The 22,414-nt window shown below is 69.2% G+C and carries 21 protein-coding genes and 1 pseudogene; 12 read left to right on the top strand and 10 right to left on the bottom strand.

Annotated features, from left to right (window positions below):
• Positions 1-2: 2 nt before the first annotated feature.
• Complete coding sequence (locus ACWD3C_RS27300; RefSeq protein WP_451148349.1) at positions 3-1,001, top strand: anion permease; 999 nt, start codon at positions 3-5, stop codon at positions 999-1,001.
• A 157-nt stretch (positions 1,002-1,158) separates the two neighbouring features.
• On the opposite strand, the gene pstB is transcribed toward ACWD3C_RS27300, so the two are convergent.
• From pstB to pstS, 4 genes are all read right to left on the bottom strand, one after another.
• The gene (pstB, locus tag ACWD3C_RS27295) at positions 1,159-1,935 is read right to left on the bottom strand and encodes a phosphate ABC transporter ATP-binding protein PstB (RefSeq protein ID WP_451148347.1); all 777 of its coding nucleotides are present in this window, start codon (positions 1,933-1,935) and stop codon (positions 1,159-1,161) included.
• Between the two features lie 75 nt (positions 1,936-2,010).
• The gene (gene pstA, locus ACWD3C_RS27290) at positions 2,011-3,075 is read right to left on the bottom strand and encodes a phosphate ABC transporter permease PstA (protein WP_451148345.1); all 1,065 of its coding nucleotides are present in this window, start codon (positions 3,073-3,075) and stop codon (positions 2,011-2,013) included.
• On the bottom strand, positions 3,072-4,082 hold the full coding sequence (gene pstC / locus ACWD3C_RS27285) for a phosphate ABC transporter permease subunit PstC (RefSeq protein WP_451148343.1): 1,011 nt from the start codon (positions 4,080-4,082) through the stop codon (positions 3,072-3,074). Before pstC ends, pstA begins: the two co-directional genes overlap by 4 nt.
• 135 nt (positions 4,083-4,217) lie before the next feature.
• Complete coding sequence (pstS, locus tag ACWD3C_RS27280) at positions 4,218-5,345, bottom strand: phosphate ABC transporter substrate-binding protein PstS (RefSeq protein ID WP_451148341.1); 1,128 nt, start codon at positions 5,343-5,345, stop codon at positions 4,218-4,220.
• Positions 5,346-5,876: 531 nt separating this feature from the next.
• Between pstS and ACWD3C_RS27275 the strand changes: the two genes are divergently transcribed.
• Positions 5,877-7,427, top strand: a complete 1,551-nt coding sequence (locus ACWD3C_RS27275) for an FAD-binding oxidoreductase (protein ID WP_451148339.1) — start codon at positions 5,877-5,879, stop codon at positions 7,425-7,427.
• Positions 7,428-7,693: 266 nt separating this feature from the next.
• Here the strand turns inward: ACWD3C_RS27275 and ACWD3C_RS27270 are convergent, their stop codons facing one another.
• The 3 genes and pseudogenes from ACWD3C_RS27270 to ACWD3C_RS27260 all read right to left on the bottom strand — a co-directional run.
• The gene (locus ACWD3C_RS27270) at positions 7,694-8,422 is read right to left on the bottom strand and encodes a phosphatase PAP2 family protein (RefSeq protein ID WP_451148337.1); all 729 of its coding nucleotides are present in this window, start codon (positions 8,420-8,422) and stop codon (positions 7,694-7,696) included.
• 220 nt (positions 8,423-8,642) lie between these two features.
• Positions 8,643-9,587: a C40 family peptidase gene (locus tag ACWD3C_RS27265; RefSeq protein ID WP_451148490.1), complete on the bottom strand. Its 945-nt coding sequence runs from the start codon at positions 9,585-9,587 to the stop codon at positions 8,643-8,645.
• Between the two features lie 139 nt (positions 9,588-9,726).
• Positions 9,727-10,095 (bottom strand): annotated as a pseudogene (locus tag ACWD3C_RS27260) (ATP-binding protein); the annotation flags it as partial.
• A 215-nt stretch (positions 10,096-10,310) separates the two neighbouring features.
• On the opposite strand from ACWD3C_RS27260, the gene ACWD3C_RS27255 reads away from it, so the two are divergent.
• The 4 genes from ACWD3C_RS27255 to ACWD3C_RS27240 all read left to right on the top strand — a co-directional run bounded on the left by ACWD3C_RS27255 (position 10,311) and on the right by ACWD3C_RS27240 (position 12,722).
• A complete protein-coding gene (locus tag ACWD3C_RS27255) occupies positions 10,311-11,156 on the top strand; it encodes a helix-turn-helix domain-containing protein (RefSeq protein ID WP_451148335.1) in 846 nt (281 codons plus the stop codon).
• Between the two features lie 11 nt (positions 11,157-11,167).
• Positions 11,168-11,425 carry a DUF397 domain-containing protein gene (locus ACWD3C_RS27250; RefSeq protein WP_451148333.1) on the top strand — a complete coding sequence of 86 codons (258 nt, stop codon included), beginning with the start codon at positions 11,168-11,170 and terminating at the stop codon, positions 11,423-11,425.
• Positions 11,418-11,675 carry a DUF397 domain-containing protein gene (locus ACWD3C_RS27245; protein ID WP_451148331.1) on the top strand — a complete coding sequence of 86 codons (258 nt, stop codon included), beginning with the start codon at positions 11,418-11,420 and terminating at the stop codon, positions 11,673-11,675. The genes ACWD3C_RS27250 and ACWD3C_RS27245 overlap by 8 nt, the downstream gene beginning before the upstream one ends.
• Positions 11,676-11,738: 63 nt before the next feature.
• Positions 11,739-12,722, top strand: a complete 984-nt coding sequence (locus ACWD3C_RS27240; protein ID WP_451148329.1) for an ArsR/SmtB family transcription factor — start codon at positions 11,739-11,741, stop codon at positions 12,720-12,722.
• Positions 12,723-12,891: 169 nt separating this feature from the next.
• Here the strand turns inward: ACWD3C_RS27240 and ACWD3C_RS27235 are convergent, their stop codons facing one another.
• Positions 12,892-13,569: an SRPBCC family protein gene (locus ACWD3C_RS27235; RefSeq protein ID WP_451148327.1), complete on the bottom strand. Its 678-nt coding sequence runs from the start codon at positions 13,567-13,569 to the stop codon at positions 12,892-12,894.
• Positions 13,570-13,580: 11 nt separating this feature from the next.
• Entirely contained in the window at positions 13,581-13,961 is a 381-nt protein-coding gene (locus tag ACWD3C_RS27230) for an ArsR/SmtB family transcription factor (protein WP_451148325.1), read from the bottom strand.
• Positions 13,962-14,415: 454 nt separating this feature from the next.
• Here ACWD3C_RS27230 and ACWD3C_RS27225 point away from each other — a divergent pair, with 454 nt between their 5' ends.
• The 6 genes from ACWD3C_RS27225 (at position 14,416) to ACWD3C_RS27200 (ending at position 21,688) form a co-directional block, all read left to right on the top strand.
• Positions 14,416-14,724, top strand: coding sequence for a hypothetical protein (locus tag ACWD3C_RS27225; protein ID WP_451148488.1), 309 nt, complete (start codon positions 14,416-14,418; stop codon positions 14,722-14,724).
• A 225-nt stretch (positions 14,725-14,949) separates the two neighbouring features.
• Positions 14,950-15,804, top strand: a complete 855-nt coding sequence (locus tag ACWD3C_RS27220; protein ID WP_451148323.1) for a hypothetical protein — start codon at positions 14,950-14,952, stop codon at positions 15,802-15,804.
• A complete protein-coding gene (locus ACWD3C_RS27215; RefSeq protein WP_451148321.1) occupies positions 15,794-17,173 on the top strand; it encodes a hypothetical protein in 1,380 nt (459 codons plus the stop codon). The genes ACWD3C_RS27220 and ACWD3C_RS27215 overlap by 11 nt, the downstream gene beginning before the upstream one ends.
• Entirely contained in the window at positions 17,170-18,735 is a 1,566-nt protein-coding gene (locus tag ACWD3C_RS27210; RefSeq protein ID WP_451148319.1) for an SCO6880 family protein, read from the top strand. The genes ACWD3C_RS27215 and ACWD3C_RS27210 overlap by 4 nt, the downstream gene beginning before the upstream one ends.
• 14 nt (positions 18,736-18,749) lie before the next feature.
• Positions 18,750-20,174, top strand: a complete 1,425-nt coding sequence (locus ACWD3C_RS27205) for an ATP-binding protein (protein WP_451148317.1) — start codon at positions 18,750-18,752, stop codon at positions 20,172-20,174.
• Between the two features lie 14 nt (positions 20,175-20,188).
• The gene (locus ACWD3C_RS27200) at positions 20,189-21,688 is read left to right on the top strand and encodes a type IV secretory system conjugative DNA transfer family protein (RefSeq protein WP_451148315.1); all 1,500 of its coding nucleotides are present in this window, start codon (positions 20,189-20,191) and stop codon (positions 21,686-21,688) included.
• Here the strand turns inward: ACWD3C_RS27200 and ACWD3C_RS27195 are convergent.
• Entirely contained in the window at positions 21,677-22,261 is a 585-nt protein-coding gene (locus ACWD3C_RS27195) for a GNAT family N-acetyltransferase (protein WP_451148313.1), read from the bottom strand. The genes ACWD3C_RS27200 and ACWD3C_RS27195 overlap by 12 nt on opposite strands.
• Between the last annotated feature and the right edge of the window lie 153 nt (positions 22,262-22,414).

Genomic DNA, 22,414 nt, shown 5'->3' with positions numbered 1-22,414 from the left:
CCATGGACACCTTCGCCCTGGTCGTGACCATCCTGGTCGCGCTCTTCTTCACGTACACGAACGGCTTCCACGACTCCGCGAACGCGATCGCGACATCGGTGTCGACGCGGGCGCTGACGCCGAAGGCCGCGCTGGTGATGGCCGCGGTGATGAACCTCGCCGGCGCCTTCCTCGGCAGCGAGGTCGCCAGGACCGTCAGCGAGGGTCTGATCCAGACGCCCGAGGGCTCGAAGGGGATGGGCATCCTCTTCGCGGCACTCGTCGGCGCGATCACATGGAACCTCATCACGTGGTACTTCGGCCTCCCCTCGTCCTCCTCCCACGCGCTGTTCGGCGGCATGGTGGGCGCGGCGCTGGCGGGCGGCACGACGGTGTACTGGGACGGTGTACTGGAGAAGATCGTCATCCCCATGTTCGTCTCCCCGGTCGTCGGCCTCCTGGTCGGCTACCTGGTGATGACGGCCATCATGTGGATCTTCCGCAAGGCGAACCCGCACAAGGCGAAGCGCGGTTTCCGTATAGCCCAGACGGTGTCTGCGGCGGGCATGGCGCTGGGGCACGGCCTCCAGGACGCCCAGAAGACCATGGGTGTCGTGGTCATGGCCCTGGTCATCGCCGATGTCGAGGACTACGGCGGCGCGATCCCGCTCTGGGTGAAGATCGCCAGCGCGGTGATGCTGTCCCTGGGCACGTACGCGGGGGGCTGGCGCATCATGCGGACGCTGGGCCGCAAGATCATCGAGCTGGACCCGCCGCAGGGGTTCGCGGCGGAGACCACCGGTGCCTCGATCATGTTCACCACGGCCTTCATCTTCACCGCCCCCATCTCCACGACCCACGTCATCACGTCCGCCATCATGGGCGTCGGCGCCACCAAGCGCCTCAACGCGGTCCGCTGGGGCGTCGCCAAGAACATCGTCCTCGGCTGGTTCATCACCATGCCGGCCGCCGCCGCGGTGGCAGCGACCAGCTTCTGGCTGATCAACCTGGCCTTCCTCTGACCCACCCTTCCCTCGCCCCCGCGAGAAACAACCCGCTCGACCACCCGCAGGTACAACACAACACAACGGACCCGTCCCCCGGGAGCCAGGGGACGGGTCCTTGTTGGCCTCGCGGTGGCACCGCCATGCAGCACCGCGAGGGGACTTGGGGGGAGGATCAGCCGAAGCGGCCCGAGATGTAGTCCTCGGTGGCCTGGACGGACGGGTTGGAGAAGATGCGCTCCGTCTCGTCGATCTCGATGAGCTTGCCGGGCTGCCCGACAGCCGCGAGGTTGAAGAAGGCCGTCCGGTCGGACACCCGCGCAGCCTGCTGCATGTTGTGCGTCACGATGACGATCGTGAAGCGCTCCTTCAGCTCCCCGATCAGGTCCTCGATCGCGAGGGTCGAGATCGGGTCCAGCGCGGAGCACGGCTCATCCATCAGCAGCACCTTCGGCTCGACGGCGATCGCCCGCGCGATGCACAGCCGCTGCTGCTGACCACCCGACAGCCCGGACCCCGGCTTGTTCAGCCGGTCCTTCACCTCGTTCCAGAGGTTCGCCCCCCTGAGCGACTTCTCAACAACGCCGTCGAGCTCGGACTTCTTGTAGGAGCCGTTGAGCTTCAGCCCCGCCGCGACGTTGTCGTACACCGACATCGTCGGGAACGGGTTCGGCCGCTGGAAGACCATGCCGACCTCACGCCGCACGGCCACCGGGTCGACCCCGGCCCCGTACAGGTTCTCGTCGTCGAGCATGACCTTGCCCTCGACCCGCCCACCGGGCGTGACCTCGTGCATCCGGTTGAGGGTGCGGAGGAACGTGGACTTGCCGCAGCCGGAGGGGCCGATGAAGGCCGTGACGGAACGGGGCTCGACGGTCATCGAGATGTCCTCGATGGCCCGGAAGGAGCCGTAGTAGGCGGTGAGGCCGCTGACGTCGATGCGCTTGGCCATGTCAATCACTGCTTCTTTCGAACGAGAGGACTGGTCGCTGATGGGCCCACGCGGCGGTAGCCGCATATCGATGCTTTAGCGACCGGTCTTCGGGGCCTTCCAGCGGGCGATACCACGGGCCGCCAGGTTGAGAATCATGATGAAGGCGATGAGCGTCAGTGCCGCCGCCCAGGCACGGTCGTACGCCGCCCCCGAGCCTCCACTGTTGGTGTACTGCAGATAGATGTACACCGGCAGCGAGCCCTGCGGGTCGGAGAACGGGTTGGCGTTGATGAAGTTCGTCACCCACACCAGCAGCAGCAGCGGCGCGGTCTCACCGGTGATACGGGCGACCGCGAGCATGACACCCGTGGTGATACCGCCGATGGAGGTCGGCACGACCACCTTCAGGATGGTCCGCCACTTCGGCACGCCCAGCGCCAGCGAGGCCTCGCGCAGCTCGTTCGGGACGAGCTTGAGCATTTCCTCGGTGGAGCGGACGACGACCGGCAGCATCAGGATGGTCAGGGCCATCGAGCCGGCGAAGCCGGAGTAGCCCATGCCCAGGATCACGATCCACAGGCTGAGGATGAACAGGCCCGCGACGATCGACGGGATGCCCGTCATGACGTCGACGAAGAAGGTGACGGCCTTGGCGAGCTTGCCACGGCCGTACTCGACCAGGTAGATCGCCGTCAGCACACCGACCGGCACGGAGATCAGGGCGGCGAGGCCGACCTGCTCCAGGGTGCCGAGGATGGCGTGGTAGATACCGCCGCCGGGCTCGGTGTCGGAGACCAGGCCCATCGAGTGGCTGAGGAAGTACCCGTCGAAGACCTTCACCCCGCGCTTGACGGTCTCGTACACGAGGGAGGCCAGCGGGATGACGGCCACGATGAACGAGACCCAGACCAGGCTGGTCGCCATCCGGTCCTTGGCCTGCCGGCGGCCCTCGACGCGCGCGGCGATGCCGTACGACCCGACGATGAACAGGACCGCGGCGATCAGACCCCACTGGACGGAGCTGTCCAGCCCGGCCACGATGCCGATGCCGATACCGAGGGCGATGGAGCCCGCGGCGGCCGCCCACGGGAACCACTTGGGCAGGCGGGCGCCGTGCAGGCCGCTCGGGCGCTTGGCGGAAACAGTCGCGTTGCTCATGCGTTGGCCCCCGAGAACTCCTTGCGGCGGGCGATGATCATGCGCGCCGTGCCGTTGACCAGCAGGGTGATGACGAAGAGGACCAGACCGGAGGCGATGAGGGCGTCACGGCCGTTCTCGGTGGCCTCGTTGAACTTGCTGGCGATGTTCTGCGCGAACGTGCCGCCGCCCGGGTCGAGCAGGCTGGCGTTGATGTCGAAGGTCGGCGACAGGACCATCGCCACGGCCATCGTCTCGCCGAGCGCGCGGCCGAGGCCCAGCATCGAGGCGGAGATCACGCCGGAGCGCCCGAAGGGCAGGACGGACATGCGGATGACCTCCCAGCGCGTGGCGCCGAGGGCGAGGGCGGCCTCCTCGTGCATCCGCGGGACCTGCTTGAAGACCTCGCGGCTCACGTTGGTGATGATCGGCAGGATCATGATCGCGAGCAGGATGCCGACGGTGAACAGCGAGCGGGGAGCGCCGCCGTTCCACTCGAAGATTCCGGTCCAGCCGAAGTATTTGTCCAGCCAGCCGTAGAGGCCGTCCAGATGCGGTACGAGGACGAGGGCGCCCCACAGGCCGTACACGATGGACGGCACGGCGGCGAGCAGGTCGATCACGTACGCGATGGTGCCGCCCAGCTTGCGCGGGGCGTAGTGCGTGATGAACAGGGCGATGCCGACCGCGACCGGAACCGCGATGGCCATGGCGATGACCGACGAGACGAGCGTGCCGAAGGCCAGGACGGCGATGCCGAAGACCGGCGGGTCGCCGGTGGGGTTCCACTCGAAGGTGGTGAAGAAGTTGCCCTCGTCCTTACTGATCGCACTCGCGGCGCGGATGCTGAGGAACACGGCGATGGCCGCCATGATCGCCAGCAGGAAGATGCCGGAACCGCGGGAGAGGCCGAGGAAGATCCGGTCTCCGGGACGGGTGGCTCCACGGGCGGCGCGCTTCTGCTCGGTCGCCGTGGGCGGCTCGGGAGTCGAGGGAGGAGAGGTGGGGTTCTCTGTCGATATGTCCATCAAGGTTCTCCGGTCTGCGGAGCCGTCAGGGGTGGCGGCTCTGTAGCGGAGCCACCGCGGGTCGGCGGCGGCTCCTGGCGGCGGTGCACCGGACGGTGCGGCCCGCTCCGGTGGGGAGGGGGCCGCACACTCAGGTCAGCTCAGGCCCGAGACGGTGTCGCGAACCTTGGTGATGATCTCTTCGGGCATCGGCGCGTAACCGGCGTCGGTCAGCAGCGCCTGGCCGTCCTCGGAGGCGATGTAGTTGAGGAAGGACTTGGTGGCGGGCAGGGTCTCCGCCTTGTTGCCCTTCTCGCAGACGATCTCGTACGTCACCAGCACGATCGGGTAGGCACCCTCGGTGGCCGGCGTGTAGTCCAGCTCCAGCGCCAGGTCCTTGCCGGTGCCGACGACCTTGGCCGCGCCGATGGCCGCGGTGGAGTTCTCGATGGTCGCCTCGACCGGGTCGGCGGCCTCGGTCTTCAGGTCGACCGTGTTGATGCCGTCCTTGGCGTACGAGAGCTCGAAGTACGAGATCGCACCCTCGGTCTGCGTCACCTGCTGCGCCAGACCGGAGGAGCCGGACGCGGACTGACCGCCCTTGGCCTCCCACGCCTTGCTGGGCTCGTACGTCCAGTCGTCGGGCGCGGCGGCCTGCAGGTACTTGGTGAAGTTGTCCGTGGTGCCGGACTCGTCCGAGCGGTGGAAGGCCTGGATCTTGAGGTCGGGAAGCTCCGCGTCGGGGTTCAGCTCCGCGATGGCGTCGTCGTTCCAGTTGGTGATCTTGCTGTCGAAGATCTGGGCGAGGGTCGCGGCGTCCAGGATGAGGTTGTCGACACCCGGCACGTTGTAGCCGACGGCGATCGGGCCGCCGACCGCGGGCAGGTCGATGGCCTGGCTGCCCTCGCAGACCTCCTTCGACTGCTCGATCTCCTCGGAGTCCAGCGCGGAGTCCGAACCGGCGAACGCGGTCTGGCCCTGGAGGAACGCGGTGATACCCGCGCCCGAACCGGTCGGGTTGTAGTTGAGCTGCACGTCCGGGCACGCGGCCGAGTACTGCTTGATCCACGCGTCGATCGCGTTCTTCTGCGCGGAGGAGCCGGAGGCCTGCAGCTGACCGCTGGCGTCACCGCAGTCGATGTTGCTGTTCGCGGCCGTCGGGCTGTCGCCGCTGCCGGTGTCGCCCGTGTCGTCGGAGCCGCACGCCGTCAGGGCCAGGGCGCCGGAGACGGCGATGGCGCCGAGCGAAAGGGCGCGAAGCCGGTTCTTGCGCTGAAGCTTCACTTTCGGGAGTTCCTTCCAGGAGCCGCCGTTCACGTGGCGGCGTGCGAAGTCGTTGTGTTCGGCCTTCGGAACGTGCCGGTCGGCTGTCCCTCAGACTGCTGGTCATAGGTGGCACACGAGTGCTGTCCGTGCCGCACTCCGCACCGGGTAAGGCCGAAATTAGGCAGATCAGGTGAAGCCGCCGATGGCCATAAGTGAACGGCGAGTGAACCCCTGCCGTCCGTGTGGTGAGGTCACGGAACGCTTACGCCAAGGACACGACCCGGTCCCGATGAACGCGCCCCGGCACGACAGCGCTCAGCAATCGCACGCATGGCCAGATTCGACCGGAGCCAAGGCTTCCGCCACGCGGGCTTCCCGCGACGCCCGGACGGAGAACACCCGTGTACCGGACGGAGAACACCCGTGTACCGGACGGAGTACGCCCCTGTAATCGTCGGACGCCCGTGTCATCGTCACGCCGCCCAGGGAACCCTCGTGCCTGAAGCACCGTCTCGTTCCACGGAACCAACCGTAGGCCGGGAGGCACATATGGAACGGCGCATGTTCATCGGCGGTGGCGTGGCCGCACTCGCGGTGGCGACGACGGCCGGATGCACAGAGAGCGCCGGCGGGGGAACCGCCCGCAGCACCACCGGCACTCCCGTCCGTACGGCGACGACCAGCACCCGCGCCGCCGCCAACTGGAGGGCCCTGGCCCGCGACCTCGACGGCCCGCTCATCCGCCCCGGTGACCGCTCCTGGGCCACGGCCCGCCAGCTGTACAACACCCGCTTCGACGGCCTGAAGCCCGCGGCCGTGGCGTACGCCTCCCACGCGGAGGACATCCGCACGCTCCTCGCCTACGCCAGGGCCCACGACATCCGCGTCTCGATCCGCAACGGCGGCCACTCCTACGCGGGCTGGTCGAGCGGGAACGGCCGGCTCGTGGTGGACGTCTCGAAGCTGAGGAGAATCCGCGCGAGCGGAAACGAGGCCGTCATAGGCGCCGGCTCGAAGCTGATCGACGTGTACCGCACTCTGGCCGCGAAGGGCGTGACGATCCCCGCGGGCTCGTGCCCGACGGTGGGCGTCTCGGGCCTGACGCTGGGCGGCGGCCACGGGGTGGTGTCCAGGGCGTACGGCCTGACGTGCGACAGCCTCACCCAGGCGACGCTGATCACGGCGGACGGCAAGCGCCTCGTCGCGAACGCCACCGAGAACAAGGACCTCTTCTGGGCGCTGCGCGGCGCCGGGAACGGCAACTTCGGCGTGGTCACGGAACTCCGCTTCCGCACACACCCGGCCCCCCAGGGCGTCTCGGCGCACATGAGCTGGCCGTGGTCGAGGGCGGCGGCGGTCATCGCGGCCTGGCAGGAGTGGGGGCCGAACCAGCCGGACGAGATCTGGTCCTCGTGCACCGTGGGCAACGCGGCGGGAGGCACCCCCACGATCTCGGTCTCCGCTTTCTCCCTGGGCACGTACCGCGAACTCCAGAACGCGGTGGACCGCCTGGCGGACCGGGTCGGCGCCCCGGCACGCAGCGTGTCGCTGAAGCGCCGCTCCTACGAGGAGTCCATGGAGGTCTACGCGGGCTGCTCGTCCTTCTCCACGGACGCCCAGTGCCACCTGCCGGGCAGGACCCCCGGCCGCACGCCCACCGGCGCACTGGGCCGCGAAACGTACGCGGCCCGCTCGGACTTCTTCGACCGCTCGATCTCCCGCGCAGGCATCCAAACCCTCCTGAACCAGATCTCATCGGTCCGGGGCGGCGCGGGCAGCATCGCCCTCACAGCCCTGGGCGGCGAGGTGAACCGCGTCTCCCCCACCGCCACGGCCTTCGTCCACCGCCGCTCCCGCATGCTGGCCCAGTACATCGCCTCGTGGCGCGCGGGCACGTCCGGCGGCCCGTCCCGGTCCTGGCTGACGGAGGCCCACAGGTCGATGCGCCGCCACGCCTCCGGCGCCGCCTACCAGAACTACACCGACCCCACCCTCCCCAACTGGCGCAAGTCCTACTACGGCGACGCGGCCCCCCGCCTCACGACCCTGAAGAAGCGCTACGACCCCAACAACTTCTTCCGCTTCCCCCAGTCGCTGTAGGGGCCGAGGGGGCTGCACCCCGTAAGGGGCGCGGGGCTGTATCGATATGCGGCTCCGCCGCGTGGGCGCGACCGGCCACACACAACTCGCACCCACCCAACACCCCACACCACCCACCCCCGACCAACACCCACCCACCCGGAACTCCCCCACCCACCCCTGACACTCCCAGCGGGGGCCTGGGGGCGCAGCCCCCAAGAAGCGAGGTCGAAGGGGCGGCAGCCCCTGGGGATGGGACGGGTAGGGGCGGCGGGGGCGAAGAACCCTCAGGCCGCCAGATCCCGCTCCTCCGCAACCCCCTCCATCCGAGCCCGAGGAGGAATCACCGCCCCCTGCCCGTCCCCCCCTCGCGCACGGATCACCCACCCCACCCGAGGCGACCGCTCAACCGCCCGCATCACCGGCGTCAACAAGGCCATGGCCACCGGCGACAGCAACAACGCCACCGCCGTCCCGAGCGCGAACCCCCCGACCACGTCCGTCGGATAGTGCACGCCCATGTACACCCGGCAGAAGCCCTCCAACAGCCCGAGCCCCAGCCCCACCAGCCCGAACCGCCGGTTGACGACGAACAACGCCACCGCCATGGCCATGGTCAACGTCGCATGGTCGCTCACGAACGAGTAGTCGGTCTTGCCGGAGACCAGAACCTCAAGCCCCTCATGGTCGACAAAGGGCCGAGGCCGCTCCACAAAGCCCCGTATCGGAATGTTCACGAGAACAGCGACCCCGGCAGCCAACGGCGCCCACACCAGCGCGGCCACGGACGAGGCGGCATCCTCGTCCCCCCGCCGCCGCACCCCGCACCAGCACCACACCACCAACAGCACCATGGCGAGCAACAACCCGTACTCGCCCACGAACTCCATACCCCGGTCGAACCAGTGCGGCGCGTCCTTGGCCAGCCCGTTGACGTCGTAGAGCAACTCGACGTCGGGGTTCGACCCGGACTCGGCGAGATACGCCCCGGATCCGGCTACGGCGACTCCAGCCATCGTCCAGCGGCCCCTTCGTCGTCAGTTCCCGCGACCGCACCCGTACGTGCGCCGCACCTACCACCCCCGTGGCCCGTAGCGCATCGAAGCGCTTCAAGCAAAGGAACGCACAGTCCCCTTCTCTACGTTCCACCCTCCACCAAATGATCACGCAGACGTTATCGAAGAGAGATACGTCTCCGCAGTTCAGGGCAGGGGTTCACAGAGAATTACGGATCGATCAGACCGCCGTGGGCAACGCTTTCGCGCCATCTTCGGTCACCCGCGTCGCCCCGAAGTAATCCGGAGTGTCGATGGGGTCGAAACGGATCACAGCCCCCGTCCGAGGCGCGTCGATCATGAATCCGCCACCGACATAAATCCCCACATGCCGAATGGCCCGCGAGTTCGTCAGGTCGTCCGAGAAGAACACCAGATCACCCGGCAACAGCTCATCCCTCCCGGGATGCGGCCCGGCGTTGTACTGGTCATTGGCAACGCGCGGCAACGTGATCCCCACACTCTCGTACGCCGCCTTCGTCAGCCCCGAGCAGTCGAAGCGTCCGCCCTGGTCAGCGGTACCGTTCCCGCCCCACAGATACGGCGTCCCGAGCTTCGTCTGCGCATACTCGATCGCCCCCGCCGCCTGCTCCGACGGGTCGACCCGCGTCACCGGCGCCGCGAAACTCTCCTGCAGCGTCGTAATCGTCTTGACGTAGTTCTGCGTCTCCGAGTACGGCGGCACACCCCCGTACTTGATGACCGCGTACGCCCCCGCGTTGTACGACGCGAGCATGTTCTGCGTCGGGTCGCCGGGTACGTCCTTCACGTACTTCGCGAGCGTGCAGTCGTACGACGCGGCCGACGGAATCGCGTCATTCGGGTCCCAGACGTCGCGGTCCCCGTCCCCGTCACCGTCGATCCCGTGCGTGGCCCAGGTCCCCGGAATGAACTGCGCGATCCCCTGCGCCGCCGCCGGACTCTGCGCCCGCGGATTGAACCCGCTCTCCTGGTACAACTGCGCGGCCAGCAGAGCGGGGTTGATGGCGGGGCACAGATTGCCCCACTTCTGCACGAGCGCCTGATACGCGGCCGGCACGGCCCCGGTGGCGAGCTTCACGGCTCCGCCTCCCACCCCGCCCGCGAGGTTCCCGGCGACCATGTACACCCCGACGACGAGCAGCATGACGAAACTCAGCCCGGCACCGAGGGCGGCGCCCGCCGTGATCCACGCCTTACGCACCGTCAACCGCCCCTCGCCGCCAAGGAGTCCACCGACGAGAAGTGTAAAGGCGGACCTGCCACAACGGAATGATCACGGCCCATCACTCTAGGCCACCCCGCTGACACTCGGCCCACAACAACTTCCCGCCCTCCCCCACCACGGACACACCCACGTCGTCGGCACACGCCCGCACGAGCCGCAACCCGCGACCGGATTCGGCCTCTTCCTGCGCTACGCCGACGGGGGCACCCTTCTTGAACCCGGGCGGCACGGTCGGGTCCGCGTCCCACACGGCCACGCGCAGCCGTCCGGCACGGTCGAGGAGGCGGAGGGCGTACGGCCCCTCGGTGTGCAGGTGCGCGTTGGTGAGCAGCTCGGAGGCCAGCAGCTCGGCGGCAGGGGTGTGTTCGGACAGGTCGTGCGCCGCGAGAACGGCCCGGAGGGTGGCGCGGGCGACGCCGGGGGCCCTGGGATCGCGGGGAAGGCGAAGGGTGCAGTTCCAGGACGGGGTTACGGTTGCCGTGGAAGTCTCCGGTCACAGAGGGGAGTTGGGTGGTGCCACCGGGTGGTGGCGCACTTCGAAGGTAGCGGAGAGTTGTAAGTTGTTAGACCTGAGTGCCTGAAGTGCTTCAGTGTTCATGCGTGTGGGTGACATAGCAGCGCCGAAGGAGAACCACGTTGGCCATGAGAGGCACTCCGACCGGGCGTCAACTCCGGTTGGGGACCGAGCTGCGCAAGATGCGCGAGCGGGCAGGCCTGACCTCGACGCAGGCCGCACAGCTCCTCGGCATCAAGCAGAACCAGGTCAGCAACATCGAGGCCGGCCGCCACGGCGTGAGCCCCGAGCGCCTGCGCGTGATCGCCGCCCACTACGACTGCTCCGACAGGGACCTCGTCGAGGCACTCACCACGATGACCCCGGACCGCAAGCGGGGCTGGTGGGAGGAGTACCGCGAACTCCTGCCCAACAGCCTGCTCGACCTGGCGGAGGTGGAGCACCACTCGACGGGCCTGCGCGCCGGGACTACAGCCCACATTCCCGGGCTGCTCCAGATCCACGACCACGCCCGCGAGGTCTTCCGCCAGGTCGTGCCCGAACTCTCGCCGCCGGACATCGAGCACCGCCTCTCGTTCCGCATCAAGCGTCAGGCCATCCTCTTCAGAGACTCCCCGACCCGGTACCGGGCGGTCATCCATGAAGCAGCCCTGCGCATGCAGTTCGGCGGTCCCGCCGTCACCAAACGGCAGTTGCAGCACATCCTCGACATGGGCGAGCGCCCACACATCACGGTCCAGGTGATCCCGTTCACCGCCGGGGGCTATCCCGGGTCGGGACAGTCGACCCTGTACGCCACCGGCCCAGTACCGCGGCTGGACACAGTGCATCTCGACCAGTCCCATGGCTCTGCGCTCATCTACGCCGAAGCCCAGCTCGACAAGTACCGCGTCCTTCTGGAGCGTATGGAGACGACGGCCCTCGGTCCCGAAGAGTCGCGCGACTTCATCCGGACCATCGTCCAGAGCCTGTGAAAGGAACCGCGATGCCCCCCGCCCTCTGGCAGAAGTCCTCGTATTGCGGCGAAGGCGAAGCCTGCGTGCACATAGCCCGCACCTGGCAGAAGTCGTCCCACTGCGGTGCGGGCCACTCCTGCGTACACGTCACCTCCAAAGACAACCCCCTCGCCATCCACCTCACCGAATCCAGCGACCCCACCCAAGCGATACTCAACACCACCCCCCGCACCTTCGACGCCCTCCTCCAGACCCTCAAAACACCCAAAAAGGACTCCCATGTCTGACATCCCCCCCAACCTCGACTGGATCCGAGCCGCCCCCGAGGACGCCACCGGCCCCGGCCCCTGGATCGAGATCGCCTTCGGTGAGGGTGAGGGCGAGGACGACCCGGAGGCCCCCGTGTACATCCGCGAGACCAGCGACCCCGACAACGTGGTGACAACCAACCGCCGCAAGTGGGACGCGTTCGTACTGGGCGTACAGGCCGGCGAGTTCGACCACTTCGTGGAGGGCATCGAACTGGACGCCCACTGACCCCCACCCGAGAGGCACCCAGAGACACCGAGAGGCACCGAAAGGCCCCCGAAAGGCAGAGAGATGCTGCGCATCCATTTCACCGGCGAGGACCTGCGCAACGTCACCTTCGCCGACGGCACCGACCCGCTGTGGGACGTCCTGCTGAGCCTGCACTCACTGCAGGAGGACGACGGTTCGCTCGTGTTCGGCGAATGGCGGCGCAGAACCCGCGCCGCGCTGCCCGGGTCGGTGCGGCTGCTGACGGAACTGGCGCGCCCGTGGGGATACTCGCCGGACTTCCTGACGCCGGGCCGCGGCGACGCGGACTTCGAGGCCCAGCTGGACCGCCTCCTGTCCACCCCACGGGACGTGATCCGCACCGACCTGACCCACCTGGCGAGGACCGCGCCGACGACCGCGTGGACACGGGAGCTCGCCGGGGCCGACCGCGAGGTGCTCGGGGTGCTCGGGGAGGCGCTGACGGCGTACCACCGGGTGGCCCTCGCCCCGTACCAGGACCGTATCCGGGCGCACACGGAGGCGGACCGGGCCGCGCGGGGCCGGGCGGTGCTGACCGGCGGTATCGACCGGCTGCTCGCGGAACTGCACCCGCGGGTGCGCTGGGAGGCGCCGGTGCTGCACATTCCGGTGTACGCGGACCAGGACCTGCATCTGGAGGGCCGCGGCCTCGTCCTCGTACCGTCGATTTTCTGCCGAATTCAGCCGATCACCCTCATGGACGGGAACCGGCCCCCGGTCCTGGTGTATCCGCTGGCACCGGGCCTGGGCTTCCTCTCAGGCGGACAGCCGGGCGGCGGTGGCGGCGGCTCCCCGCTGCTGGGCCTCATGGGGCGTACGCGCGCCGCGATCCTCGAAGCCGCCGTGACGGCCGGCACGACCACCGAACTGGCCGCCCGTGTCGGCGTAGCGTTGCCGGTGGTCAGCCGCCACGCGGCCGTCCTGCGCGCGGCGGGCCTGCTGGAGACCCACCGGGACGGGCAGGCGGTACGGCACAGCGCCACGGTCCTCGGCATGGCCGTACTGAACGGCCGACTGCCGGCCTGAGCCCGGCCTCGGTCTCGGCCGAACCCGGCCGAACCCCGCCCCAAAGGTTTTCCTCCTGCGGCAAAGCCTGGAACGCGCTCCGTTTGCACCGCAAAGTTGTCCTGTCCATGGTGGTGTCGCGCCCGCACCGGGGACGGGCGCGCCACCCCAGGGATGCCTTCGCCAGAGGTCAGCCCTCGCCAGGAGCCCCGCCCTCCGACGAGCCCTCTTCCGCCCCCGTTTCCACCCCCGTGTAGAACGCCGTCGTCCGGTCCGCCGCCTCCCGCGCGGCCGTCTCGTCCTCGCCCGCCTCGACGCTCGCCGCGCCCCAGGCCTCACTGCTGAGGGCCACGAAGCGGCGGCCGTCCTCGGAGACCATCCAGGCCGTGGTCTCCGGCGGGACGGCGGCCCCGGTTTCGAGGTGGACGGCGAGGCCCATGAGGCCCAGGTCCCAGCCGACGCCGACGGCCCCCGGCCCGAACTGGGCCCATCGCTCGTCGTCGACGTGGGCGATGTGCTCCAGCTCGAAACGCGTCCTGCCCTCGCCGTCCGGGTTCAGGCGCACCTCGATCCAGCTGACCTCACCGCCGTACTCCCAGGTCGCGAAGAAGCCCTTGGGCGGGTCGCAGCGCTCGATCGTGCCGCCCGCGTTGCCCTCCAGCTGGTAGCGCCCGCCGAGGCTGAGGTCGCCGGAGACGGGGAGGAACCAGCGGGGGATGCGTTCGGGGTTGGTGCAGGCGTCCCAGACGTCCTCGACGGTCGAGTCGTACGTCCGGCTCACGGTCACCACCCGCGCCTCGCCCGCCTTGAAGACACGGCGGCCCACCCGGCGCCGTACGGCATTGATCTCGTGGCTGACATCGATCATGGGGGTCCCTCTCAGGTGTGCGGCCGCTCCCCCTCGTCACGCTCACGCTCACGTTCCTCGCCGACGAGCCGGCGCTCGCGCTTGCCGCGGGCGATTTCCGTGGCCAGGGCGTCCAGGTGCGGGGTCCAGAAGCGGCGGAATCGGTCGAGCCACGCGTCGATGTCACGCAACGGCTCCGAGTTCACCGCGTACAGGCGCCGGGTGCCCTCCGGGCGTACGGTCGCGAAGCCGTTCTCCCGGAGCACCTTCAGATGCCGTGAGACACCCGGCTGCGATATCCCGAACTCCGCCCTGATGACCTCCGAGACCGCCCCGGAGGTCTTCTCCCCGTCGGCGAGCAGCTCCAGAATCCGCCGCCGGACGGGGTCTCCGAGTACATCGAACGCGTGCATGTGGCCAAAGTATCAGCTGAAGCTTATATAAGCGATGGGTGACGTAATCCGGCTCCCGGACCCCTGACAAAATCCCTACACCCCCATCCGGCACACTCGAAACCGCAGGACACCGACTCGACGTCCCGTCAGAAGCGGGGCGGAGGAAGGGAATAGGGAGGAATAGGGGGGATTAACGACGGAACCACACCACAGGTTCCGGTTCGACCTCATTGCCCGGCGTGACCTGCCGTGATACATAGAGTGACCATACGACCCTTCACATACCGTCCCGCGCTCCCCCATAGGGCCTCGCGAGGGCCGGCGACCAGGGTTCGGCAAGCGATACGTACGAAACCCGCCAATGAATGACGCCAAGTCGACATACGACGGCGTCATTGTCGGCGACAATGGGCCCGACCTCTGCGCACCCGCGCAGAGGGTGCAGAACGACCCACTAGGGGCGGTGACTTACATGTTCCTTGCAGCCGACGAGGGCGACATCACGACGATCATCGGCGGAATCGCCCCGGACTGGGGCCCGTTCGGAAGCCTCGGCAATGAGGCGCGCGTGATGATCGAGGTCGTGATGGCGGTCGCCATCCTGCTCTGCCTCGGCATCGCGATCTGGGGTGCGGCGAAGCAGCGCATCGGCGCGACGGCGCTGCGCGACACCTTCAGCGCCGAACAGGGGAAAGGTCTCATCATCGCGGGCCTGACCGGAGTCTTCATCATCGGTTCACTGGGCACGGTCTTCACGATCGTGTACGGAATGGCGGTGTAGCGCCCCGAGCAGCCGCCCGCCCGGCACGTGGCCCCTGTCACGACCCGTCAGTCCCCGGCCGGGCACGCCCGGTTCCCCACTACCCCACCTGTCCGTCGTGCCCACCGGCTGAGGTTGCGTTCCCTTGATGTCGAGTCACCACACCGCGCCCGCGCGGGAACCAGCACGGCTACCGTCGTACTGCGACACGTTGCACCGAGTCGAGGGCGAGGGGGCGTAGGCGGCATGAGTCTCGACAACGAGCAGGGCGCTCCACTGGGCGGTGACAGCGGAGCGTACGGCGGCAGCGGGCACACCCGCACGCGTCTGCCGGAGCGGGGCGACGACCCGTACGGCGGGGCGCGGCGCGGGCGTTCCGCGTCCTCCCGCAGCCTCGTGACCGTGGTGGGCGTGGTGGTGCTCCTCATTGCCGCCATTGCCTTTGCCAACCGTGGAAGCAACGATTCCGGGGACACCGCCGCCGGTTCGGGCGGCACGGAAGTGGCGGAGACCTCGCCGACGGCGGCTTCGGGGACCCGGCCGGTGGAGTCGAAGACGGACGGGATCCCGACGGGGTACGCCCATGACGAGCAGGGGGCCCAGAGCGCGGCGGCCAACTACGCGGCGGCCCTGGGCTCCGACGGTATGTTCAACACGGCCACGCGGCACGCGATCGTGCAGACCGTGGCCGACCCCGGTGCGCTCGACCGGCTCCAGTCCGGGCTGGACGCGGCCTACTCGGCCGACCTCCTGAGAAGCGTCGGCCTCGACGAGGACGGCACCGCGCCCTCGGGCAGCACTTTCGTCAACCGCACCCTGCCGGTGGGCACGAAGGTCACCGCCGCCGACGCCGACACGGCCACCGTCGAGGTCTGGTGCAACAGCCTGTTCGGGCTCACCGGCGAGAACACCACCAGCCCTGTGACCAGCAGCTGGTCCACCGTCACCGTGAAGCTGAACTGGACCGACGGCGACTGGAAGGTCGTCGAGACCAGCCAGACGACCGGCCCCACCCCCATCAGCGGAGACAACCCGGTCTCCGGGGCCGATGAGATCGGCAAGGCGGTCGAGGAGTTCGGAGGGTTCACCTATGCCCGGTAGTCCGCTCAGCCCGCGCGGTCCGCGTAACCCGCGCAGCCCCCGTCGCGCGCTCAGGCTCACCGGAGCCCTGGCAGCCGTCCAGCTCGGCGTCGTCCTGCTGGCGCCCCGGGCCACCGCCGCCGACGCGCCCACCCCGACCCCCACACCGTCCGACGACGCCTGCTCCCTGCTCACCGGCCAGGCCAAGGAGCACTGCGAGGGCGACAGCGGAGGCGACACCCCGGGCGCCGGCACGACCGGCCTCCCCGACTCCCTCGACCCCCTCTCCTCCCTGGCCAAGGGCTGCGCCGACGCCGCCTCCTGGACCATCGACAAGCTCTCGGCCGCCGTACAGGAGACCGCGAACGTCGACTTCACGAACGCGACGTTCCTCCAGCAGTACGCGGTGGTCTTCGCCGCGTCCACCATTCTCACACTGATCCTCTGGCTGCTGGCGGTGGCGAAGAGGGCGGTGCGAGGTGTCCCCCTGACGACCGCCATCTCGGAGGCGATCGGCTTCCTCTGGCTGACCGTGCTGGCCTCGGCCTTCACCCCTCTGATCCTCTACACGGTCGTCTCGGCCACCGACGGCGTCACCGAGGTCCTGGCGAAGGCCACCGGCGACCAGACGGGCACCTTCTTCGGCAACTTCTCCACCGCCCTCGAACAGGGCGAGGACATCGGCGGCGGCCCGATCATGCTGATCGTCGTGTCCCTGGTGTCGATCCTGGCGGCCGGCGTCCTCTGGCTCGAACTGGTGATCCGAGCAGCCCTCCTCTACGTCGGCGCACTCCTCGGCACCGTCGTCTACGCGGGCCTCGTCGACAAGAACCTGTGGGGCCACGTCCGCCGCTGGGCGGGCATCATGATCGCCGTCATCCTGATCAAGCCGGTGATCGTGATCGTGCTGGGCCTGGCGGGCGCGCTGTCGGCGGAGGAGGGCCCGGACGCGTTCTCGGCCGTCGTCTCCGGCCTGGCGATCATCCTGCTCGCCATCTTCGCGTCCGCGATGATCTACCGCTTCGTCCCGGGCTTCGGCGACGAGATCGCCAACTCGCGCAACAACCGCATCATGCAGGGCGCCGAGGGCAAGGCCGCGGCCGTCATCAGCTCCCCGGCCTCCCTCGTCGCCCAGGGCATCAAGACCCATAGCACCCGGGCCGACAGCAACAGCAACGGCGGCGGAGCGGCAGCGGCCTCCAGCCAGCCCCGCCCGTCCAACCCCGCGTCCGGAGGCGTGGCCGCGCACAGCGGCCGCCCCTCGTCGGGCGGTGGCGGCGGAACTGTCCCCTCCGCCGCACCCCCGCCCCGTACGAGCCCTGCCGACACGCCCCACGCCAGCAACACCCGCAACAGCAGTACCAACCGCACGGGAGGTGAAGGGCGTTGACGACCCAGTCCCACGTGTCCCATCCGCAACCGGTCACGCCCCGCCGTACATATCTGATCGGGCGCGCCCGCCCGAACGCGATCATCGGCCGCAACCGCGAGACCGGCGAGATCGCGCTGATCATCGCGGGCGCGTTCCTCGGCATGATGTGCGGGCTCCTGGTCCCCGTCCTCTCCCTGCGCATCGTGCTGCTGATGGGCTTCCCCCTGGTGGCCCTGGCCGCGGTGTACGTGCCGTACAAGCACCGCACGTTCTACAAGTGGTTCGAGGTCAACCGCAGCTACAAGCGCACCCTCCGCTCGGCCGCCGCCTACCGCAGCGGTGCCATGGAGGCCGGCACCCGCTTCGACGGCCGCGAGGTCGAGGTCGGGCCCCCGCCGGGCATCGGCCGCATCACCTGGCTGGCCGCCCCCTTCGGCCCGGACGAGATCGCCGTACTCCTCCACGCCGACCGCAAAACCGTCACCGCCGCCATCGAGATCGAGGGCCCCGGCGTCGGCCTGCGCGACTCCGAGGACCAGGAAGCCCTGGTCGACCGCTTCGGCACCCTCCTCAAGCACGTGGCCAACGGCGACGGCTTCGTCACCCGCATCCAGATGCTCGCCCGCACCCTCCCGGCCGACCCGGACGCCCACGCCAAAGACGTGGCCGTACGCGGCGACGAACGCGCCCCCGGCTGGCTCCAGCACTCGTACGACCAGCTCCAGTCCATGGTCTCCACCAGCAGCGAGCAGCACCGCGCGTACCTCGTCGCCTGTATGCACTACACCCGCGAACTCGCCGCCGAGGCCCACGCGATGGCCCGCGCGGCCCGCCCGCAGGGCGGCAGGAAGCTCGACCGGGACGCGGGCCTCGCGGTCGTCATGGCCCGCGAGCTGACCGACATCTGCTCGCGCCTCCAGGAGGCCGACATCCGCGTACGGCAGCCCCTGGGGCAGGGCCGCCTGGCCTCCCTCGTCCATTCCATGTACGACCCCGACCACCCCATCGACCACATCCAGGCCATGACCAAACGCAACGCCTGGCCGGCCGAGCTGGACGCGACGGCGCCGACGTACCTCCAGGCGAAGACCCGCGAGTCGTCCACCCGCGCCCCCTGGTGCCACTCCACGGCGTGGGTCAAGGAGTGGCCGATGACCCCGGTGGGCGTCAACTTCCTGGCCCCACTCCTGGTCCACACCCCGGACGTCATCCGCACAGTCGCCGTCACGATGGACCTGGAACCCACCGAGATCGCCATCGAACGCATGCTGACCGAGAAGACGAACGACGAGGCCGAAGCCAGCCGCGCCGCCAAGATGAACCGCACGGTCGACCCCCGGGACGTGGCCTCCCACTCCCGCCTCGACCAACGCGGCGAGGACCTCGCCAGCGGCGCGGCCGGCGTCAACCTCGTCGGCTACATCACCGTCTCCTCCCGCTCCCCGGAGGCCCTCGCCCGCGACAAGCGGACGATCCGGGCCTCGGCCGGGAAGTCGTACCTCAAGCTGGAGTGGTGCGACCGTGAGCATCACAGGGCCTTCGTGAACACGCTCCCGTTCGCGACCGGAATCCGAAGGTAGGGGCTGATGCACTGATGCGGGACCCGATGTCCGTCCTCACGGACGCCTTCACGTCCTTCCTCTTCGGCAAGGTCGAGACGACCCGGCTCCCGGTGCGTACGTCGACGGGACAGGCCCAGGCGGTCTACCTCCCGACCGCCGCCCCCGGCCTCGGCGACTCGGGCGTGATCATCGGCCGCGAGGTGTACTCCGGCAAGGGCTACATCTACGACCCCTTCCAGCTCTACGGCCAGCAGCTCCCGGCCCCGCACTGGCTGGTCCTCGGCGAGTCCGGCAACGGCAAGTCGGCACTGGAGAAGACGTACGTCCTACGGCAGCTGCGCTTCCGCGACCGGCAGGTCGTCGTACTCGACGCCCAGGGCGAGGACGGCGTCGGCGAATGGAACCTCGTCGCCCAGGAGCTGGGAATAACTCCCATCCGCCTGGACCCGACAGCCGCCCTGGACCACGGGATCCGCCTCAACCCCCTCGACCCCGCGATCACGACGACGGGCCAGCTGGCGCTGCTGCGCACCATCATCGAGGTCGCGATGGGCCACGGCCTCGACGAGCGCTCCGGCTTCGCGCTGAAGGTCGCACACGCCTACGTCAACGAGACGATCCTCGACCGCCAGCCGGTCCTGACGGACATCGTCGAGCAGCTGCGCCACCCCGAGCCGGAGTCGGCGGAGGCGATGAACGTCGCCATAGACGACGTACGGGCATGGGGCCTGGACGTGGCGCTGGTCCTGGACCGCCTGGTCGACGGTGACCTGAGGGGCATGTTCGACGGGCCGACGACGGTGGGCATCGACCTGGACGCCCCCCTGATCGTCTTCGATCTCAGTCACATCGACCGGAACTCGATCGCCATGCCGATCCTGATGGCGATCGTGGGCGTCTGGCTGGAGCACACCTGGATCCGCCCCGACCGGAAGAAGCGCATCTTCCTGGTCGAGGAGGCCTGGCACATCATCAACAGCCCCTTCGTCGCCCAGCTCTTCCAGCGCCTGCTGAAGTTCGGCCGCCGGCTCGGCCTGTCCTTCGTGGCGGTGGTGCACCACCTGTCGGACGTGGTCGACGGGGCTGCGGCGAAGGAGGCCGCGGCGATCCTCAAAATGGCGTCGACCAGGACGATTTATGCGCAGAAGGCGGATGAAGCACGGGCAACGGGCCGGGTACTGGGCCTGCCGAGGTGGGCCCAGGAGATCATCCCGACCCTGACCCCGGGCATCGCGGTGTGGGACGTCAACGGCAACGTCCAGGTGGTCAAGCACCTGGTGACGGAGTCCGAACGCCCACTCGTCTTCACCGACCGCGCGATGACCGAGTCGTCGAACGACCATCTGACCGACGATGCCCTGCGCGCCGCGGAGTTGGAGGCGGAGGAGCGGGCGGCGGCGTTCGTGGAGCAGCAGTTGGGCGACCTGGACGGCTCGTCCGAGTCGACGGTGGCGTGAGACGGTGACGTGAGATGAGACCGGACGAGCGGGCGCACGGCGGCGAACGGGGCATCCCCGACGGCCTGTTGATCGGAATCCTGGCCTTCCTCCTCGGCATGACGCTGATGGTGTGGTCGGCAACGGGACTGTCGGGCTGGTTCGCGCGCGGAACGTGGCCGGACGAGGTCACCTTCACCCGTACACCCCTGGCCATGCGCCACCTCATCGGCCAGCCCCACGACGTGGCGGGCGCCTGGCCGGACACACCCGCGGACCAGCTCTCCGGCTACGGCCTCTTCTGGGGCCTGTTCATCGGCCAGGTGATGGCGCTGGTGGTGCTGACGGTGTTCGTGATGGGCACGGTGGCACGCTGGAGGGCGGTGAGGGCGCGGAGGAAGGCGAGGGGGTACGCGGAGCCGGAGCGGACGTCTCCGCCCATGGCGAAGGCACCGGCGCCGCGGCCGGAGCCGGAGCCCACGGTGGCCGTGGAAGCCGTACGCCCCATAGAACCGGTGGAACCCGTAGGAACGGTGAAAGCGGTGAAAGCGGTGGAAACGGCGCTGAAGGAAGTACCGCCCCCATTCCCCGTCCCGTCCCCCCGCACCCCCCTCGGCCCCGTGATCCTGGGCTCGCCGGAAACCCGCCACCCTCTCGCGGTCCAGGCGGTCAGGGACGCCGAAGGCCCCGCCCTGGTGATCACCTCGAACCCGTCCCTCTGGTCAGAGACGAAGGACGCACGCTCGAAGCTGGGCCCGGTCCTCCTCTACGACCCTGCCCACCGCTGCGACACCCCGGCCCGCCTCCACTGGTCCCCCTCCAGGGGCTGCGAGGACAAGGAGGTCGCGGCGGCAAGGGCAGCCGCGCTCCTGGCCCCCGTCCGCCCCACGGCAAGGATCGACGCGGCGGTGGCGGACGTAGCGGAAACGCTCCTTCGGAGCTACCTGCACGCGGCGGCCGTGGACGGCCGGGCCTTCCGCCACGTCCACCGCTGGGCGCAGGGTCTCCAGGTCCAGGAGGCCGTACGGGCCCTCCGTACCCACCCCAAGGCCGCATCGGGCACGGCAGGCGAGCTGGAAGCAGCGCTGACATCGCATCCCGAACGCAAGGACATCGCCCAGGAATTGACGGCGAGGGCTCTCTCCTCCCTCTTCACGGTCAACGTCCGGGAATCCTGCACTCCCAACAGAGCGGACTCCCTGACACTGGATTCCTTCGTCGACGAAGGGGGCACACTTTATGTGGTCGGTGAACCCATCGAGGACCCCAAGGCGCACCCCGGGGCCATGCCCCTCCTGACGGCCCTCACCTCAAGCGTGGTCGAGCGCGGCCGGCGCATGGCCGAACGGTCATCCCTCGGCCGCCTCGACCCACCACTCACCCTCGTCCTCGACGACGTCGCGGCCGTGGCCCCGCTCCCCCAGCTCCCGGAGCTCCTGTCCACCGGAACGGACCGAGGCCTGCCCACCCTGGCCCTCCTCCGCTCCCGGGAACAGGCCCGCGCCCGCTGGCCACACGACGAGCTACCCGTGTGACAGCTCGTCCCGCTCCAACACGTACTCGATCTCGGCCTCCTCCGACTTCCCCACCAAGGAGACGGTCACCCCACTGGGCACGAACCCCACCTTGCGATAGAAGCGCTGGGCCCGCCCGTTGTCCTCGTGCACGAGCAGCCGCACCCGCTCCAGCCCGACCCCCCAGGCCCACTCCAGGCCCGCGTCGAAGAGCACCTCGGTCAGCCCGCACCCCCGGTGCTCGGGCCGCACGAACACCCCCACGACCTGCCCCTGCCGCCGCTCGACGGGAAACCCGGCCCAGTCCGTCGTCCCCGGCTCCTCCACGAGCACGGTCAGCGTCCCGACCCACTCCCCGTCGGGCCCCTCGGCGATGACCGTCTGAGCCCCGACCGCCCCCTCGGCGGCCCTCGCCGCCCGCTCCTTCCAGAAGGAGTCCGGCCTGGCCACGGCGTCCTCGTACGTCTCCAGAAAAGCAAGGTGCGCAACGGGATCCCGCAACGCGACAAGCCGCAACTCCCTCACCGCGGCCCACTCATCGCCCCGCACGGACCGGACGACGTACTGCTCCCCGTGGCTCGTGCTCGTACTCATAGCCGCCACCGTAATACCGTTCCTGTGCGAATTGGCCGGCGTCAGTCAACTCGGTGACAAACGCAGAAAACCCCGCACCTGATGGTGCGGGGTTTCCCTCAATATTTGTTCGGCGGTGTCCTACTCTCCCACAGGGTCCCCCCTGCAGTACCA

This window comes from Streptomyces sp. NPDC002845 (genome assembly GCF_053591955.1).
The sequence above is the reverse complement of the archived record's forward strand: the minus strand, read 5'-3'. Positions and strand labels throughout refer to the sequence as shown.

What these genes read in the sequence shown, in the direction of transcription:
- ACWD3C_RS27300 (WP_451148349.1), top strand. Translation starts at nt 3, where the DNA reads ATGGACACCTTCGCCCTGGTCGTGACCATCCTGGTCGCGCTCTTCTTC.
- pstB (WP_451148347.1), bottom strand. Translation starts at nt 1,935, where the DNA reads ATGGCCAAGCGCATCGACGTCAGCGGCCTCACCGCCTACTACGGCTCC.
- pstA (WP_451148345.1), bottom strand. Translation starts at nt 3,075, where the DNA reads ATGAGCAACGCGACTGTTTCCGCCAAGCGCCCGAGCGGCCTGCACGGC.
- pstC (WP_451148343.1), bottom strand. Translation starts at nt 4,082, where the DNA reads ATGGACATATCGACAGAGAACCCCACCTCTCCTCCCTCGACTCCCGAG.
- ACWD3C_RS27275 (WP_451148339.1), top strand. Translation starts at nt 5,877, where the DNA reads ATGGAACGGCGCATGTTCATCGGCGGTGGCGTGGCCGCACTCGCGGTG.
- ACWD3C_RS27270 (WP_451148337.1), bottom strand. Translation starts at nt 8,422, where the DNA reads ATGGCTGGAGTCGCCGTAGCCGGATCCGGGGCGTATCTCGCCGAGTCC.
- ACWD3C_RS27265 (WP_451148490.1), bottom strand. Translation starts at nt 9,587, where the DNA reads ATGCTGCTCGTCGTCGGGGTGTACATGGTCGCCGGGAACCTCGCGGGC.
- ACWD3C_RS27255 (WP_451148335.1), top strand. Translation starts at nt 10,311, where the DNA reads ATGAGAGGCACTCCGACCGGGCGTCAACTCCGGTTGGGGACCGAGCTG.
- ACWD3C_RS27250 (WP_451148333.1), top strand. Translation starts at nt 11,168, where the DNA reads ATGCCCCCCGCCCTCTGGCAGAAGTCCTCGTATTGCGGCGAAGGCGAA.
- ACWD3C_RS27245 (WP_451148331.1), top strand. Translation starts at nt 11,418, where the DNA reads ATGTCTGACATCCCCCCCAACCTCGACTGGATCCGAGCCGCCCCCGAG.
- ACWD3C_RS27240 (WP_451148329.1), top strand. Translation starts at nt 11,739, where the DNA reads ATGCTGCGCATCCATTTCACCGGCGAGGACCTGCGCAACGTCACCTTC.
- ACWD3C_RS27235 (WP_451148327.1), bottom strand. Translation starts at nt 13,569, where the DNA reads ATGATCGATGTCAGCCACGAGATCAATGCCGTACGGCGCCGGGTGGGC.
- ACWD3C_RS27230 (WP_451148325.1), bottom strand. Translation starts at nt 13,961, where the DNA reads ATGCACGCGTTCGATGTACTCGGAGACCCCGTCCGGCGGCGGATTCTG.
- ACWD3C_RS27225 (WP_451148488.1), top strand. Translation starts at nt 14,416, where the DNA reads ATGTTCCTTGCAGCCGACGAGGGCGACATCACGACGATCATCGGCGGA.
- ACWD3C_RS27220 (WP_451148323.1), top strand. Translation starts at nt 14,950, where the DNA reads ATGAGTCTCGACAACGAGCAGGGCGCTCCACTGGGCGGTGACAGCGGA.
- ACWD3C_RS27215 (WP_451148321.1), top strand. Translation starts at nt 15,794, where the DNA reads ATGCCCGGTAGTCCGCTCAGCCCGCGCGGTCCGCGTAACCCGCGCAGC.
- ACWD3C_RS27205 (WP_451148317.1), top strand. Translation starts at nt 18,750, where the DNA reads ATGCGGGACCCGATGTCCGTCCTCACGGACGCCTTCACGTCCTTCCTC.
- ACWD3C_RS27200 (WP_451148315.1), top strand. Translation starts at nt 20,189, where the DNA reads ATGAGACCGGACGAGCGGGCGCACGGCGGCGAACGGGGCATCCCCGAC.
- ACWD3C_RS27195 (WP_451148313.1), bottom strand. Translation starts at nt 22,261, where the DNA reads ATGAGTACGAGCACGAGCCACGGGGAGCAGTACGTCGTCCGGTCCGTG.